The 16,626-nt window shown below is 69.4% G+C and carries 14 protein-coding genes; 7 read left to right on the plus strand and 7 right to left on the minus strand.

Features of this window, described 5'->3' with window-relative positions:
* The first annotated feature begins 100 nt into the window (after positions 1 to 100).
* From ACV22Z_RS32140 to ACV22Z_RS32150, 3 genes are all read left to right on the plus strand, one after another.
* The gene (locus ACV22Z_RS32140; protein WP_448080271.1) at positions 101 to 1,870 is read left to right on the plus strand and encodes a GMC family oxidoreductase; all 1,770 of its coding nucleotides are present in this window, start codon (positions 101 to 103) and stop codon (positions 1,868 to 1,870) included.
* A complete protein-coding gene (locus tag ACV22Z_RS32145; protein ID WP_448080272.1) occupies positions 1,857 to 4,307 on the plus strand; it encodes an alpha/beta hydrolase fold domain-containing protein in 2,451 nt (816 codons plus the stop codon). The genes ACV22Z_RS32140 and ACV22Z_RS32145 overlap by 14 nt, the downstream gene beginning before the upstream one ends.
* 270 nt (positions 4,308 to 4,577) lie before the next feature.
* Positions 4,578 to 4,907: an addiction module antidote protein gene (locus ACV22Z_RS32150; RefSeq protein WP_448080273.1), complete on the plus strand. Its 330-nt coding sequence runs from the start codon at positions 4,578 to 4,580 to the stop codon at positions 4,905 to 4,907.
* Between the two features lie 25 nt (positions 4,908 to 4,932).
* Here the strand turns inward: ACV22Z_RS32150 and ACV22Z_RS32155 are convergent, their stop codons facing one another.
* Together ACV22Z_RS32155 and ACV22Z_RS32160 are read right to left on the minus strand one after the other, a co-directional pair.
* Positions 4,933 to 6,945: an LssY C-terminal domain-containing protein gene (locus ACV22Z_RS32155; protein ID WP_448080274.1), complete on the minus strand. Its 2,013-nt coding sequence runs from the start codon at positions 6,943 to 6,945 to the stop codon at positions 4,933 to 4,935.
* A gap of 171 nt (positions 6,946 to 7,116) precedes the next feature.
* Positions 7,117 to 7,569, minus strand: a complete 453-nt coding sequence (locus ACV22Z_RS32160; RefSeq protein WP_448080275.1) for a hypothetical protein — start codon at positions 7,567 to 7,569, stop codon at positions 7,117 to 7,119.
* 460 nt (positions 7,570 to 8,029) lie between these two features.
* On the opposite strand from ACV22Z_RS32160, the gene ACV22Z_RS32165 reads away from it, so the two are divergent.
* A complete protein-coding gene (locus ACV22Z_RS32165) occupies positions 8,030 to 8,677 on the plus strand; it encodes a response regulator (protein ID WP_448080276.1) in 648 nt (215 codons plus the stop codon).
* Positions 8,674 to 10,500 (plus strand): MASE4 domain-containing protein, encoded by a 1,827-nt coding sequence (locus tag ACV22Z_RS32170; protein ID WP_448080277.1) that lies wholly within the window; start codon positions 8,674 to 8,676, stop codon positions 10,498 to 10,500. Before ACV22Z_RS32165 ends, ACV22Z_RS32170 begins: the two co-directional genes overlap by 4 nt.
* A 75-nt stretch (positions 10,501 to 10,575) precedes the next feature.
* Here ACV22Z_RS32170 and ACV22Z_RS32175 read toward each other — a convergent pair whose 3' ends face one another.
* From ACV22Z_RS32175 to ACV22Z_RS32190, 4 genes are all read right to left on the minus strand, one after another.
* A complete protein-coding gene (locus tag ACV22Z_RS32175; RefSeq protein WP_448080278.1) occupies positions 10,576 to 10,875 on the minus strand; it encodes a type II toxin-antitoxin system RelE/ParE family toxin in 300 nt (99 codons plus the stop codon).
* The gene (locus tag ACV22Z_RS32180; RefSeq protein WP_448080279.1) at positions 10,872 to 11,147 is read right to left on the minus strand and encodes a YlcI/YnfO family protein; all 276 of its coding nucleotides are present in this window, start codon (positions 11,145 to 11,147) and stop codon (positions 10,872 to 10,874) included. The genes ACV22Z_RS32175 and ACV22Z_RS32180 overlap by 4 nt, the downstream gene beginning before the upstream one ends.
* Positions 11,148 to 11,273: 126 nt before the next feature.
* Positions 11,274 to 12,584 carry an MFS transporter gene (locus ACV22Z_RS32185; RefSeq protein ID WP_448080280.1) on the minus strand — a complete coding sequence of 437 codons (1,311 nt, stop codon included), beginning with the start codon at positions 12,582 to 12,584 and terminating at the stop codon, positions 11,274 to 11,276.
* Between the two features lie 114 nt (positions 12,585 to 12,698).
* Complete coding sequence (locus tag ACV22Z_RS32190; protein ID WP_448080281.1) at positions 12,699 to 13,727, minus strand: ABC transporter substrate-binding protein; 1,029 nt, start codon at positions 13,725 to 13,727, stop codon at positions 12,699 to 12,701.
* Between the two features lie 268 nt (positions 13,728 to 13,995).
* On the opposite strand from ACV22Z_RS32190, the gene ACV22Z_RS32195 reads away from it, so the two are divergent.
* Together ACV22Z_RS32195 and ACV22Z_RS32200 are read left to right on the plus strand one after the other, a co-directional pair.
* The gene (locus ACV22Z_RS32195; RefSeq protein WP_448080282.1) at positions 13,996 to 14,661 is read left to right on the plus strand and encodes a response regulator transcription factor; all 666 of its coding nucleotides are present in this window, start codon (positions 13,996 to 13,998) and stop codon (positions 14,659 to 14,661) included.
* Complete coding sequence (locus tag ACV22Z_RS32200) at positions 14,648 to 16,090, plus strand: sensor histidine kinase (RefSeq protein ID WP_448080283.1); 1,443 nt, start codon at positions 14,648 to 14,650, stop codon at positions 16,088 to 16,090. The genes ACV22Z_RS32195 and ACV22Z_RS32200 overlap by 14 nt, the downstream gene beginning before the upstream one ends.
* Positions 16,091 to 16,184: 94 nt before the next feature.
* Here ACV22Z_RS32200 and ACV22Z_RS32205 read toward each other — a convergent pair whose 3' ends face one another.
* Positions 16,185 to 16,616 (minus strand): Lrp/AsnC family transcriptional regulator, encoded by a 432-nt coding sequence (locus ACV22Z_RS32205; RefSeq protein WP_448080284.1) that lies wholly within the window; start codon positions 16,614 to 16,616, stop codon positions 16,185 to 16,187.
* Between the last annotated feature and the right edge of the window lie 10 nt (positions 16,617 to 16,626).

The following is a 16,626-nucleotide window of genomic DNA, read 5'->3' on the forward strand; positions in this document are numbered from 1 at the left end:
CCTGAGGAGACACCATGCATCCGAGCCCACCGATCGCCGTCGCCGCACGCAGCGCATCGTCGCGCGCCGCCTGACCTGCCGACTTTCCGGAGACGATTCCATGAGCAAGACATACGACTACATCGTCGTCGGCGGCGGCTCGGGCGGCTGCGTTGTCGCGGGGCGCCTGACCGAGGACCCGAGCGTCACCGTCTGCGTGCTCGAAGCGGGCGGCCGCGGCGACGGCACGCTCGTCAACGTGCCGACCGGCGCCGTCGCGATGATGCCGTCCCGCATCAACAACTGGGCGTTCGAGACGGTGCCGCAGGCGGGGCTCGGCGGGCGCCGCGGCTACCAGCCGCGCGGCAAGGCGCTCGGCGGCTCGTCCGCGATCAACGCGATGGTCTACATCCGCGGCCACCGCAGCGACTACGACCACTGGGCGGCGCTCGGCAACGAAGGCTGGGCCTACGACGACGTGCTGCCGTACTTCCGGCTCAGCGAGCACAACGAGCGCTTCGACGATGTCTGGCATGGCCGCGACGGCCCGCTGTGGGTCAGCGACCTGCGCACGGGCAACCCGTTCCACGCGCGCTACCGCGAAGCGGCACGCCAGGCGGGCCTGCCGCTGACCGACGATTTCAACGGCGCGCAGCAGGAAGGCATCGGCGTCTACCAGGTCACGCAGAAGCATGGCGAACGCTGGAGCGCCGCGCGTGCGTACCTGCTGCCGCACGTCGGGCGCCGCGACAACCTCACGGTCGAGACGCACGCGCAGGTGCTGCGCATCCTGTTCGACGGCACGCGCGCGGTCGGCGTCGAAGTGCGGCAGCATGGCGAGATCCGCACGCTGCGCGCGCGCCGCGAGGTCGTGCTTGCCGCGGGTGCGTTGCAGACGCCGCAATTGCTGATGCTGTCCGGCGTCGGCCCGGCCGCCGAGCTCGAACGTTTCGGCATCCGTACGCTCGTCGACCTGCCCGGCGTCGGCCGCAACCTGCAGGATCACCCCGACTTCATCTTCGGCTACCGGACGCGCAGCATCGACACGATGGGCGTGTCCGCGCGCGGCGGCCTGCGCATGCTGCGCGAGCTGCTGCGCTTCCGCCGCGAACGGCGCGGGATGCTGACGTCGAATTTCGCGGAAGGCGGCGGCTTCCTGAAGACGCGCGCCGAACTCGACGCGCCGGACATCCAGCTGCATTTCGTCGTCGCGCTGGTCGACGATCATGCGCGCCGGTTTCATCTCGGCCACGGGCTGTCGTGCCACGTGTGCCTGCTGCGGCCGCGCAGCCGCGGCGCGGTCACGCTGCGCAGCGCCGATCCGCTCGACGCGCCGCGCATCGATCCGGCATTCCTCGACGATCCGCGCGATCTCGACGACATGGTCGCGGGCTTCAGGCTGACGCGCCGGCTGATGCAGGCGCCGGCACTCGCCAGCTGGATCACGCGCGACATGTTCACCGCGAACGTGACGACCGACGACGAGATCCGCGACGTGCTGCGCCGGCGCACCGACACCGTGTATCACCCGGTCGGCACGTGCCGGATGGGGCGCGACGCGCACGCGGTCGTCGATCCGCAATTGCGGGTGCGCGGGCTGCAGGGGCTGCGGATCGTCGACGCGTCCGTGATGCCGACGCTGATTGGCGGCAACACCAATGCGCCGACGATCATGATCGCCGAGAAGGCGGTCGACCTGATGCGCGGGGTCAGCCGCGTGCAGGGTCGGCCGCATGCCGACACAACGATCGACATGAATGCCGAAGCAATGGCTGCGATCGATGCCGCAGTACGAACCGTCGCCGGGATCGGCGCCGAGCCTCTCGCGGAACCCGGGTCCGATACCCACCCCACCGCCCAACCGAAGGAGACCCGCGATGCGCTCGCCTGATTTCGCCTTTCGCGACGACACCGCCCCGCCACTCACCGCGATCATCATCGGCGCGGGCTTCGCCGGCATCGGCATGGCGATCGCGCTGCAGCGCGCCGGCGTGCACGATTTCGCGATCCTCGAACGCGCGCACGACGTCGGCGGCGTGTGGCGCGACAACAGCTATCCGGGCGCCGCGTGCGACGTGCCATCGCATCTGTACTCGTTCTCGTTCGAGCCGAATCCCGGCTGGTCGCGCACGTTCGCGCCGCAGCCGGAAATCCACGCGTACCTGCGGCACTGCACGCGCAAGTACGGTCTCGCGCGCTACCTCCGCTTCGGCGCGGAAGTCGCGCACGCACGCTACGACGAGCCGCACGCGCTGTGGCGCGTGACGTTGACGGACGGCACGACGCTGAGCGCCGCACTGCTCGTCAGCGGCACGGGGCAGCTGAGCCGACCCGCGCTGCCGAACCTGCCCGGCATGGAAACTTTCCGCGGCCGCGCGTTCCATTCCGCACACTGGGACCATGCGTATCCGCTTGCCGGCAAGCGCGTCGCGGTGATCGGCACGGGCGCGTCCGCGATCCAGTTCGTGCCGGCGATCGCCGATACCGTGAAGACGCTGACCGTGTTCCAGCGCTCGCCCGCGTACCTGATGCCACGCCCCGACCGCGCATACCGGCCGTGGGAACGGGCACTGTTCCGGCGGCTGCCGTGGGCAATGAAGCTGCATCGCGCGTCGATCTACATCCGCTACGAATCGCGCGCGATCGCATTCACGCGCTTCAACGGGCTGATGAAATTCGCGGTCGGCCGACCGTTCCGCCAGTTGCTCGCGCGGCAGGTGCCCGACGCGGCGCTGCGCGAGCAGCTCACGCCCGACTACCCGATCGGCTGCAAGCGCATCCTGCTGTCGAGCGACTATCTGGCCGCGATGAGCAAGGACAACGTCGAACTCGTCACGCAACGAATCCGCCGCGTGACCGAACACGGCATCGAGACCGCCGACGGCACGCATCATCCGGTCGATGCGATCGTCTATGGCACCGGCTTCGCGGCAACCGAATTCCTGTCGCCGATGCACATCACGGGCCGCGGAGGGCTCGACCTGAACGACGCATGGCGGCGCGGTGCGCAGGCGTATCTCGGGATGACCGTGCCGGGCTTTCCGAATTTCTTCATGCTGTACGGCCCGAACACCAACCTCGGCCACAACTCGATCGTCTACATGCTCGAGAGCCAGATCGCGCACGTGATGCGCTGCGTGCGCGCGATGCGGCGCGCCGGCGCCACCGCGATCGACGTCGACGCACGGCGCTACCGGCGCTACAACGTGCATGTCCAGCAGCGCCTCGCGGGTTCGGTGTGGAGCAGCTGCAAGAGCTGGTATGTGGATGCGTCCGGCCACAACAGCACCAACTGGCCGGGCTTCACGCTGTCGTATCGCTGGCTCACGCGCTACTCGGGGCTCGCCGCGTACCGCTTGTCGACCGTGCTGCCGGGCGCGGCCGGGCGCGCGGGCGGCGTCGCAATCGCCGCGCCGGGCGGCGCGCTGGAAGCGCTGAACGCCGGCTTCCTGCGCGGCTTCCTGCGGGCCGGCTTCCGCTCGCTGATCGGGCCGCCGTTCGGCGTCGGCATCCAGAGGCGCGTGGTCGGGCTGCTGTCGCCGCTGATGCCGGGGATCGGCGGCATGATCCGCTATCGCACGTCGGCGGGCGGCGTGCCCGCGGAAGTCGTCGCGCCGAAGCGCGGCGATACCGGCGGCGCGATCCTGTACCTGCATGGCGGCGCGTTCTGCGTCGGCGGGCCCGGCACGCACCGCAGCGTGACGACGCGGCTCGCCGACGAATCGGGGATGGCGGTGTGGACGCCCGATTACCGGCTCGCGCCCGAACATCCGTACCCCGCCGCGCTCGACGATGCGCTGGCCGCGTATACCGCGTTGCGCGCGCAGGGGCATGCGCCCGAGCGCATCGTCGTCGCTGGCGATTCGGCGGGCGGCGCGCTCGCGCTGGCCCTCGCGATTGCGCTGCGCGACCGCGGCGAGCCCGCGCCGGCCGGACTGCTGCTGATCTCGCCCGTCACCGACGCGGCACTTCGCGGCGACACGCTGACGTCGCGGCGCAGCGAGGATCCGATGATCCGGCGTGGCTGGCTCGAACAGGGGCTGCGCTGGTATCACGGTGCCGCTGCGGCCGCGACGCGCGGCCCGCTCGACACCGATCTGCTCGGCCTGCCGCCGATGCTGATCCAGGCCGGCGACCAGGAAGTGCTGCTGTCGGACGCGCAGCGCCTGGCAGATCATGCGCTCGCGTGCGGCGTGCCGTGCCGCCTCGAAATCCATGCGGCGCGCTGGCACGTGTTCCATCTGCAGTCGTTCTACCTGCGCTCGGCGCGCGACGCGCTGCGCACGCTCGCGGGGTTCGCGCGGGAACGGGTGGTCGCGTTGCGGTGACGCGCCCGCAGTGACGTTAGCCGATCGGTCAATAGCAGGCAGTCCGTATCGAATGAAAGAATCGACCTTGTACGGGTAGCGGGTTTCGTTTGTCGAGACTCCGAACGAAAGGCGCTGCATGCCCTCCGGCTGCAACGCTTTTTAATTCTCCTTTTTGTAGCTTATAAGCTACAATGCTACCTGTATTCGAACTCCTTCGCTATCAATGCGATGACGGCTGCGAGCCGTTTACCGAATGGCTGCTTGGTCCGAATGGAAAGGGAAGCAAACATGAGCAAACTCAAAGGCGCGGTGCCGCACCACGACGCAGAACTCGCCGAACTGCGTGCCGACCGCGAGCTGGCCGCCGCCTACCTGAAGGCCGCCATGGAATCGCTCGACGATCCCGATGACCGCGCGGCCGGCCTGCTCGCGCTGCGCACCGTCGCCGAAGCGTACGGCGGCCTCGGCGCAGTCGCCGCGGAAGCCGGCATCAGCCGCGAATCGCTCTATCGCGCGCTGTCGCCGAACGGCAACCCGACGCTGAGAACCCTGCTGGCCGTACTGAAGACAGTCGGCCTGCGGCTGTCCGTCGAACCGGCGCCGCAAACGCACGCATAAGCGACACACAGGCCGCGCGCCCCGCTCACGGCGCCGCCACCGTCCACACCAGCAGCACGTCGGCCGGCGCCGACGGCGTGCCGGCCGGCGGATGCACGACCGTCCCGTCGACCGCGAGCGCCTGCGCGATCTCCGTCGTGTTACCGATCGGCCGCGTGCGCACGACGGTCATCAGCCGTGCCGGATGGTGCAGCGTTTCCCGATACAGCGCGCCATACCACAGCCCGCGCGTGCCCCGCGCATCCTGCAGCACGTACGGATAGCGCCACAGCCGCAGCACGAGCCGGCTGTCCGGCTGCCGCGGATCGGCGCGCACGAACACGCGCCGCGTGCCCTCGCCTTGCGTATAGCGCGGCAGCACCGGCAGGCTGTCGGGCGGCGTCTGCGGCAGCAGCCAGCGCATGGCGGTCTGCATCGACCACGGCGTCGCGCGCAGCCAGCCGGCCTGTGCGAGATGCCGGTCGAGCGTGTCGGACGTCACGCTCCATTGCAGCGGCAGGAATTCCTCGCGATCCCCGCTGATCTCGGTGCGCCGCATCGGCACGCGCAGCCAGCCGCCGCGCATCCACTGGTCGACGGTCATCGCGACCACGCGGGCCGCGTGTGCATGCTGGTCCCGCTCGGCCTGCCACTGCGCGGGAACCGTCCAGACGCCCGCCGTCGCGAGCACCACGACGACGGCGACGAACGCGCCCTTCGGTTGCACTTCGTCGCGCACGTGCGCGTACGCATAGGTGCCGGCCAGCACCGCGAACCACGCGAGTCCGAGGCTCCAGCCGCCGAGCAGCCCGGACAGCCAGATCTCGCCGAGATAAAGCCGCGCGAAACCGCCGAACACGACCCACATCACGATCGCCGTCGCGACGCCGCTCCGCCACAGCGCGGATCGCCCGCGCGTCAGCACCCAGCCAATGAAGCTGCTCGCGAGCATCCCGAACGCGGCATCGCCGTCCGGCAGCGGCACGTGCGCGCTGCCGGGCAGCAGGCTCGCAGGCGCCGCCCCGGGGCCGAACGCGGGCACGAGCACCACCGCCACGCCGACCGCCGCGAGCCACCACACGGCGGTCATCCAGCAGCGATGGATCAGCAACCAGACGAGGAACGCGGCTGCGACGATCAGGCCGACGTCGCGGCCGTTCAGCACGACGACGGCGCTCATCGCCGCATCGACGGGCGGCGTGCGGAGGTTCTGCAGGAACGTGTAGAGCGCGATGTCGGCCTGCATCAGCGGATCGTTCGCGACGACGTCCTGCACGACGCCGGCGAACAGCCACACGCTGCCGACGAACAGCAGCGCGAGCGCGAACACCGCGCCCGGCACGCGGCGCCCGCGCTCGGCGAGCCGGCGCCGCGTCGCGCCGAGCCACGGCCAGCGCTGCGCGCAAGCACGCGTCGCGGCCGACCACGCGCGGCGCAGCAGCGGCAGGCCACGCGTCAGCGCGACGCGCACGCCGAACCACACGGCCAGGACCAGCACCGCGACCACCAGCAGGATCGCGGCGACCCGCGCGCTGACCGCCGCGGCAAGCGCCGCCGACGCGCCGAACACGATGCCCGGCGCGACGTGGACCGGCGCCCACACGAACGCCGACGCCGCGTTGACCGGATAGAACGACCGGCGCGGCAGGTGCGCGCAGCCGACGATCACCGGCACGACCGCGCGCACCGGCGCGAGGAAGCGCGCGAACACGATGCTTTTCATGCCATGGCGCAGCACGAACTGCTCGCCGCGCTCGTACGACTGCGCGTACCCGGCACGCGTCCACCAGGTCCGGACTTCGCTGCGGTAGCGCCGGCCGAGCTCATAGCTGATTCCGTCGCCGACGATCGCGCCGGCCACCGCGACGCCGATCGTCGCCCAGCCGTCGAGCGCGCCCGCGCCGATCAACGCGCCGGCCGCGAACATCACGGCGCCGGCCGGCACGAGCGTGCCGATCAGCGCGAGCGATTCCGCGCAGGCCGTCGCGAACACGACGGCGAGCGTGAGCACCGGATGGACGCCGATGGCGCCGAGCCAGGCATGGATCGTTTCGCTCATCGCGGGTCTCGTCGACTGGCTGAGCGCCGGCGCGCCGGACACGCCGGACACGCCGGACGCGACTGACGCGACTGACGCGCCCGGCGCGAAGGCCCGGACGGCGGAACGTCCGGCGCCAGGCAAGCGCTCCGGCCGATCGATGCGTGCATGCGTTTGCGCGGCACGCGGGCGTCAGCCGCGCTCGTGCGCCCGCGCGTCGGCTTCGAGCGGCGCGTCGACGTAGCCGACCGTCGCGATCTCGTGCAGATAGCGCGCGAGAAACACGCCGATCGAGCCGGCGGCTTCGTACTGATGGACGTGACGGAACTCATGGGTCAGGAGGCGGCGGTTCACGTGTCCTTCCACGACGAACACCGCGTGGCCGAGCGTGAGGCCGATCGTGCCGGGCGACAACAGCCCCGCGTCGCGCGCGATCGCGGCCAGCGACGGCGTTTCGGGAAACGGCAGCACGGCGGTGGTCACGATGCGGATCCGGTCCGGGTGCGCGACACCCACCCCGCGTGCGTCGTCGGCCTGCTCGGGCGTGAGCGGCGCGCCCTGCGCGAGCCCGCGTGCCGCTTGCGCTTCGGCCCACGCGATCGCGGCCGGCAACGCGGCCGGCAGGATTTCGGCGAGATCGATCATCGCGGGGTCTCCTCGGATGGCGGGTTCGATGTGGGACCAGTTTAGCCCCGAATCGGGCCGGCTCGCGAGGAGCGCCGCCCGACGCGGCCGGCAACGCGATGTACGAGCCGGGCAGATCGGGCAGGCTGAACCGCAAGCAGGCTGCAAGTGAATCGCAAGAACGTTACAGGCGGGTTGCAAGCAGGTTGAAGAATGGATGCAATACGCGCTGCGATGCACCGCTGCGGCGCGCACACGCATCGGCGGCATCTCGCCCCGATTGTTTCGCCGCATGATGGATTCCGCGTGTTGCGCCGCATAAAATCTCGCGCGCGTGTACCGTTTTCGGCGACGGCAGAATATATTGTTCAGATGATGGACCGCTTCGGCGACGTCGCGCCGACCGGCGGTCCGGAATCGTCGTCTGACACGACACCCGCGCGTTGCGCGCCGAAGCGCCATCCCGGAAGAGGAACGCTCCATGATCAAGGTGATACTGGCTGACGACCACGCAGTCATGCGCGACGGACTGCGTCACATACTCGAGACGGCCGGCGGCTTCGAAATCGTCGGCGAAGCGAGCGACGGGCCGGCAACGCTCGCGCTGGCCGAACGCCGCGTGGCCGACGTGCTGCTGCTCGACCTGTCGATGCCGGCGCCCACCGGCATCGAACTCATCAAGCTGATCAAGACCCACGCGCCGGCGCTGCGCACGCTCGTGCTGACGATGCATGCGGAAGAACAGTATGCGGCGCGCGCGTTCAAGGCCGGCGCGACCGGCTACCTGACGAAGGACAGCGCGACCGCCGAGCTGGTCGCGGCGGTCGGCAAGGTGGCGGCGGGCGGCGTCTACGTGAGCCCGTCGGCCGCGGAAAGTCTTGCCAAAACCCTGCACGCGCCGGCGCAAACGCATCCGCACGAACGGCTGTCCGCGCGCGAGTTCGACGTGATGCGCCGCATCGTCGCGGGCGAGACCATCACGCAGATCGCCGGCGCGCTCGGCCTCAGCGCGAAGACCGTCAGCACGTACAAGACGCGCATCCTCGAGAAGATGGATCTGCCGCATGAAGCGGCGCTGATCCGCTACGCGGTGCGCCACGGTCTCGGCATCGACGTGGACGAAGCATGACGCAAACGCATCCGCCCCGCCCTGCCGCCGCGACGCCGGACGATGACACGCCGCCGTGGAGCGCGCCGCCCGTGAACACGGCCGATCCGGAGACGGCGCAGATGTTCATGGCGTCGCTGCCGCCCGGACGCCGCGAACGGCGGCTCGCGATCGCGACAGTAATCGTGTCGGCGGCGATCTTCGTCGCGCTCGCGCCGTTCGCGACCGTGCAGCTCGCGCAGGTATGGGGGTTCATCCCGGTCTATCAGACCGCGATCCTCGTCAACGACATGGTGACGGCCGGCCTGCTGCTCGGCCAGTACACGATCCTGCGCGAGAAGGCGCTGCTCGCGCTCGCGGGCGGTTACCTGTTCACGGGCTTCATGGCCGGCGTGCACATGCTGACCTTCCCGGGTTTGTTCGCGCCGACGGGCCTGCTCGGCGCGGGCGAGCAGACGACCGCCTGGCTGTACCTGTTCTGGCACGGCGGTTTCCCGCTGGCGGTCGCGTGCTACGCGCTGCTGCGCGCAGCGCCCCGCCCGCCGCCGGTGCCGTTCCGCCGCGCGACGCTCCCGATCGTGCTGTGCGTCGCCGGCGCGATCGCGGCGACCGTCGCGCTCGCGGTGTTCGCGACTGCCGGCCACGACCGGCTGCCGCACATCATGCAGGGCAACCGGATGACCGCGGCGATGACGCGGGCGATCGCAGTTGTGTGGGCGCTGAACGTCGGCGCGCTCGCGCTGATGGTGTGGCGCCGGCGCCGCCATTCGGTGCTCGATCTGTGGGTGATGACCGTGATGGTCGCGTGGCTGTTCGACATTGCGATGTCGTCGATGCTGAATCACGGGCGATTCGATCTCGGGTTCTATGCGGGGCGCACGTACGGTCTCGCCGCATCGTGCGTCGTACTGTTCGCGCTGCTGTTCGAGCACGGGCGGCTGCATGCGCAGACGGTGCGCGCGCTCGCGGGCGCGCGCTTCCAGCATCTGCTCGTGCTGCAGAAGACCGCGCAGCTGAACGACGCGAACGAACGCCTCGAGCAGCGCGTTGCCGCGCGCACGGCGCAGCTGAGCGCGTCGAACCGCGACCTGCGCCGCGAGGTCGAGGAGCGCGTGCGTGCCGAGCGGGCGCTGAAGGCGTCGCGCGAGGAGCTGCGCGAGATCTCGGCGATCAGCGCGACCGCGCGCGAGGCGGAACAGCGCCGCATCGCGCGCGAGCTGCACGACGAACTCGCGCAGACGCTCGCGACGCTGAAGAACGATCTCGAATGGCTGCTCGATCACGTGCCGCAGGACGACGCCGCGCTCGCTCGCAAGATCGCGGCGATGCACGGGCTCGCGCGCGGCGCGGTGGCCGCGACGCGGCGCATCGCGTCGGACCTGAGGCCGCTGATGCTCGACGATCTCGGCTTTGCGACGGCGATGCAGTGGCTCGTTCAGGACTTCCGGCAGCGGCACGGGATCGCGTGCACGCTGCGCGCCGATCCGCCCGAGCATCATCTCGACGAGCCGTATGCAACGGCCGTGTTCCGGATCGCGCAGGAAGCGCTCGCGAACGTCGCGCGGCATGCGGCCGCATCGCAGGTGATGGTCGATCTCGCGTGCACGGACGACGAAATCACGCTGGTTATTCGCGACGACGGCGCGGGATTCGATCCCGGCGATCCGCGCAAGCCCGCGTCGTTCGGGCTCGTCGGGCTGCGCGAACGCGCGTACCTGGTCGGCGGCACGTTGCGGATCGACACCGCGCCCGGCAAAGGGACGACCGTCGAAGTCAGGATTCCGTTGCAGGATGCTCAGCCGATGTTCGCGGCGGGCGGGCGGCGGACCGGGGAGGCGGATTAGCGGGGGATGCGGGGCCCCGGACGGGCGGGATGGCGCGTGCCAGGGCCACGCCGTCCGGCGCGCAACGGCCAATCGCTAACGGTAGTCGTCTTCCCGTTGATGGCGGACCGCCAGGACGGTCACTTGCTCCGCGCTTTCGATCTCGAACAGCATCACGTAGCCCTGCGCCCCGAACGGGATGATCATTTCACGCAAGAACGGATTCGCCACGTCGGCCTTGCGGCAGCTGAATGGAAAAGTCCGCAGCACCGACACCCCTTGCTCGATCGCTTCCAGCGCGCGCGCCGCGGCTTGCGCATCCCTGTCGAGCAAAAACCTGTATAGCCGCACCATGTCCTCACGCGCCATGCGCGTGTATCGCACGCGATAGCTCAATCCTTTTGCCCAGCCGCGCGTGAGGCGGTCAACAACCCTTCAAGTTCTGCATGCACGTCGGCAGCATCGTAATACTCGCCGGTGCGACGCGCTTCGTCGCGCGACGCAAGGCCGCGGGCGATGAACTCCCGCTGGAAACGCCGACGCGCGATACCATCACGTAGCGCGGACTCCATAAACGCCGACAGCGTCTCGTTTTCATCCAGTACAGATTCGGCCGCATCGCGCAGTTCCGGATCGACGCGCAGTGCCGGCATGGTCGCTGTTTTCATCGTACCCCCTATGCATTACATTTGTAATTCATAGTAGCACGTCGGCCTGCGCATGCGCAGTCGTCCGTTCGACATAGCGCGATCCGCCTGCCGAATCACGTGCCCTGACGTGCCGCCATCACACGCTCACGCCCGCACCGCGACCATCCCTCTTTCCGACCGCGTCCACGCGACGAGCGCGCCGACGCCGAGCAGCGCGAGGCACACGATCGGCACGATCATCGGCCCGAACGCGGTGCCGGTCACTTTCCCCGCGAACGGCATCAGGTTCTGGCTGAAGAAGCCGCCGAGGTTGCCGATCGAGTTGATCGCCGCGACGCTTGCCGCCGCGCGCGCGCCGGTGAAATATCGCGGCGGCATCGACCAGAAGCACGGATACAGCAGCGGGATGCACGCGCCGCCGAGCACGAGCGCGATGAAGCGCAGCGGCGTCGACGGCAGCACGAGGCTCAGCAGGAAGCCGAGCGCGCCGAGCGCCGCGACGATCGCGATCGTGCGCAGGATGCTCTTCGCACGGCGCAACTTCGCCGGCAGCCACAGCAGCAGCAGCACCGCGAGCGCCCATGGCAGCATGCTCAGGAAGCCGTTCGTGCTGCTCGACACGCCGAACGACTTCACGAGCGTCGGCAGCCAGTACGTGACGCCGTACAGCGACGTCGACATCAGCATGTAGGTCGCCGCGAACAGCATCACGCGCGGATCGAGCAGCGCCTTCCACGGCTGCGCGTGCTCCGCCTGCGCGGGCTGCTCGCGTTCGAGCGCGGCGGCGACGATCTGCTTCTCGCGCTCATCGAGGAAGCGCGCGTCGCGATACGACGCAGGCAACACGCGGAACACGACGATCGCGACCGCCACGGCCGGAATGCCCGTCGCAATGAACACCCACTGCCAGCCCGCGAGGCCCCACACGCCGTTCAGGCTCAGCAGCCAGCCGCCGACGAGCGAGCCGAGCATGTTCGCGAGCGCGCTGCCGAGCGTGAAGATGCCGAGCACCTTCGCGCGATAGCTCTGCGGGAACCACAGCGTCAGGTAGTAGATCACGCCCGGATAGAACCCGGCCTCGGCGATGCCGAGCGCAAAGCGCAACCCGCAGAACACCGGCATCGACGTCGTGAAGCCCATCGCGACGGTGATCGCGCCCCAGGTCAGCATGATGCGCGCGAGCCATACGCGCGCGCCGTAGCGATGCAGCGCGAGCGTGCTCGGCACTTCGAACAGCAGGTAGCCGATGAAGAACAGCGACGACGCGAGACCGAACGCGGCCTCCGTCATCCCGAGGCTGTGCACCATCTGCAGTTTCGCGAAGCCGACGTTCTGCCGGTCGATGAATGCGATCAGGAACATCACGACGAGGATGGGCAGCAGGCGCCGCGCCGTCTTCGACATGATGCGCTGCTCTTCGGCGGACGCGGGGTCCAGGGTATCGGTAGCGTTCACTGCATGCTCCTCCGTTGTATCGGTGGTGTCGGTTGTATCGATTGTGTCGGGTCGGGCACCGCGTCCTTCGATCGCGCGGCGCCGGTCATTCGTCCGGCGGGCCGGGGCGCGCGCTCACGACGGCCTGAAGCCGTCGAGCATCGGCACGAACATGTCGGTCCACGCGTGCGGCTTCGATTTGATCGTGCCGGCCATGTAGAGAAAATCGACGTAGTCCATCAGCTGGTTCGGTTTCACCGAAAAGCGCGTCTCGGGTGCCGCCAGCATCTGCATCACGTCGTCATGCGACACGCCCACGCCGGATGCGGCGACGTAGATCGCTGCAGCCGCGCGCGGGTCCTGCGCGATCAGCCGGTTTGCGTCGTCGAGCGCGTCGAGGAAGGCGGCAACGAGCGCCGGCTCGGTGTCGACGAGCCGCTTCGGCGCGAACACGACGTCGAGCGTCAGCGGGCCGAGCACGTCGATCGAATTGACGACACGATGGATGCCCGGCTGCCTGAGTTCGAGCGTCGAAAACGGCGGCGACGTGAAGTGAGCGGTGACGCCGTTCTCGTGCCGGATCAGCGCCTGCATCGCCTGCGGATGCGGCAGGTTCACGGTGATCGAATCGAGGTGCGCGAACCGCTTCTGGCCGAGCAGCTTCGCGGCGACCATCTGCAGCACCACCGCCGACAGCGACGTGCGGATGCCCGGCACCGCGATCCGGTCGGACGGCGTGAAGTCGGCAAGCGCGCGCAGCCCGGGGCGGTTCGCGTTCAGCGACAGCGACGTCGTCGACAGCCCGCTGATGCCGATCACCTCGACGTTCGGAATCCCGCGCGCCCGCGCCCACAGTTCGATGAAGCCCGGCGCGCCGGCACCCGCGAAATCGAGCGTGCCGGCCATCATCGCGTCGTTCACCGAGTTGCCGCCGTCGAGCAGCACCCAGTCGACGCCGACGTCGCTCACGCCGTGCCGTGCCGCGTGCCGCTCGAACAGCCGCGCTTTCTCCATCACGAGCAGCGGCAGGTACAGCACGCCGTAGCCTTTCGAAATCCGCACCGTGCGCGGCTTCGACAACACGAGCGACGGCGCGAGCGCCGCGCCGAGCGCGCCAGCGAGACCTGCAAAAACGAACGCGCGGCGGGGCATCGACGGCGTCATGCGTGCGCTCCCGCCGCGCGGGCCGTCGGCAGCAACGTGTTTGCGGACGCGACGCCCGCAGCATCACGCGTCATGCAGGCACATGCGATCACAGCGCGATGCCGCGCTCCCGTTTCGCTCGTGGCCTGCTGCATGTTGCCGTCTCCTCTGGTATTAATGCCGTCTTTGCATTCGTCGGCTGTACACAGGTTATCGAGCGAGTCTGAGAAAATGCTGACATCCCTTCCCCGGGAAAACCCCTAATCCAACGAATCGGCAGGACGGCACCATGCGCATTCTCGTCGTAGAGGACGACGCGGAAATCGGCGCGGCAATCCGCAGCCGCCTGACGCGGCTCGGCCACGCGGTGGACCTCGAGACCGACGGTGCGACCGCGAACAGCCTGCTCGGCGTCGAACGTTTCGATCTGGTCGTGCTCGACGTGATGCTGCCCGCGATGGACGGCTTCGCGATCCTGCGCAACCTGCGCGCGTCGGGCAGCACGACGCCGGTGCTGCTCGTCACCGCGCGCTCGGCGATCGACGATCGCGTGAGCGGCCTCGGGCTCGGCGCGGACGACTATCTGGTGAAGCCGTTCGACTACCGCGAACTCGACGCGCGCGTGCAGGCGCTGCTGCGCCGCAACAGCGGCCACGCGAACGACGTGCTGACGCTCGGCGGCCTCGTGATCGACCGCAGCAGCCGCCTCGCGGAACTCGACGGCAAGCCGCTGTCGCTGTCGCGCCAGGAATTCGCGCTGCTCGAGATTCTCGCGAGCCGGCCGCAGCGGATCTTCTCGAAGGACGAATTATTGAACCAGTTGTTCAGTTTCGGCAACGAGCCGAGCGCGAACGCGGTCGAGCAGTACGTGACGCGCGTGCGCAGGAAGCTGTCGGGCAGCTCGGTTGAAATCCGCACCGCGCGCGGGATGGGGTATCAGATTGCCGCGCATTGACTGGTTTCCGAAGACGCTGTTCGGGCGCACGCTGCTGTTCGTCGCGCTCGTCGTCGCGACGGGTGCGCTCGCGCTTGCGGCGATCGCGCGCTACTACGCCGGCGTCGCCGCCGAGCGCGCGTACGACCAGCTGCTCGCCGGCGCGGCGATCCAGGTCGCGGAGAACCTCTACGTGCAGGGCGGCGTGCTGGCGCTGAATCCGCCGGTCGCCGCGTTGCCGACGCTGTCGCGCTACGACCTCGTCTACTACAAGGTCGTCGATTCGCGCGGCATCGTCGTCGCCGGCTACAACGATCTCGCAAGCCCGGCGACGCTCGCCGCCGCGAAACAGGGCCCCGCGTTCGCGAACGGCACGTACCAGCGCGAACACATCCGGATGGCAACCATCGCGCGCTACATGCCCGAGGAGCGCACGCCCGGCTGGGCGCTCGTCACCGTCGCGCAGACGACGAACGCGCGACAGGCGCTGACGAACGACATGAGCTTCAAGGTGTGGACGCTGATCCTGTTGATGAGCGTGCTCGCAATCGGCGCGAGCGGCCTCGCGATCCGGCGCGGGCTGAGGCCGCTCGCGCAGATCGAGACGATCATCGCCGCGCGCGATCCCGCCGATCTGCGGCCGCTGGCCGTCGATACGCCGAGCGAGATCGACGCGATCATCGGCGCGATCAACGGGCTGATGCGGCGGCTCGCGGAACGGATAGCCGCGATGCAGCGCTTCATCGCCGATGCCGCGCACCAGATGCGCACGCCGCTCGCGCGGCTCGACGCGCAGATCGAGCTGCTCGGCGGCGATGCCGACGCGGCGCGCCAGGCGGCGCGGCTCGATGCGCTGCGTGCGACCTGCGCGGACGTCGGGCGCCTCACGGGCCAGTTGCTGAATCACGCGATGGTGATCCACCGTACCGAAGTCGTGCCGTTGCAGCCGGTCGAGCTGGTCGGGCTCGCGAAGGAAGTGCTCGGGCACACGATCCCGCTCGCCGACGAGCGCGACGTCGCGGTCGCGTTCGCGAGCGACGCGCCGCACGCGTGGATCGACGGCGACGCGATCAGCCTGCAGGAAGCGCTGTCGAACGTGCTGCACAACGCGCTGCTGCACGGGCATGCAGACGACATCGTCGTGTCGGTCGCGACCGCGGACGATGCGGTGACGCTGACCGTCACCGACAACGGCCGCGGCATCCCGCGTGAACATTGGGACGCCGCATTGCGCCCGTTCGTGCGCATCGCGCCGGACGGCACCGAACGGCGCACCGGCTCGGGCCTCGGGCTCGCGATCGTGCAGGAAGTGATGAAGGCGCACGGCGGCAGCGTCGGGTTCGCGTTTCCGGATGCGGGCGGGTTCGCGGTCGTGCTGGCGTTTCCGCGGGCGCGGGGGAGCGCGGGTGGCGACGACACAGGTGCAACGCGAGGACACCCGGCCGCCTGAAATGCGCGATCTCGAGCGCTAGGCTCGCGTTCTGCTCGACCATGAACACCGTCACGCGCGCGCCGCCCGCTGTCGCGGCGCGCCCCCATGCGCGTCACGCCTTGTGCGTCGACAGCAAAATGCTCGTCTCAGTATTCGCGATCCCGTCGACGAGCCGGATCGCGCCCAGCACGCGATCGAAGTGCTCGAGCGAATCCGCGTGCAGTTCCGCGACCAGATCCCAGCGCCCGTTGGTGCTGTGAATCGTCGCGACGTTCGGATGCCCGCGCAGCACCTTGACCACTTCGGCCGCGCGATTGCCCTGCACCGCGATCGACATCAGTGCGCGGATCCGGTGCCGTTCGGCCGCAGGCTTCAGCCTCACCGTGTAGCCGACGATCACGCCATGCTTTTCGAGCCGCGTCAGCCGGTTCTGCACGGTTGCGCGCGCGACGCGCAGCTGCTTCGCGAGCGCGACGACCGACAGCCGCGCATTGTCGCGCAGCAGTGCGATGAGCTGACGGTCGACGTCGTCGAGGGTAATCATCAGACCTGCC

It is taken from the genome of Burkholderia sp. PU8-34, assembly GCF_053427725.1.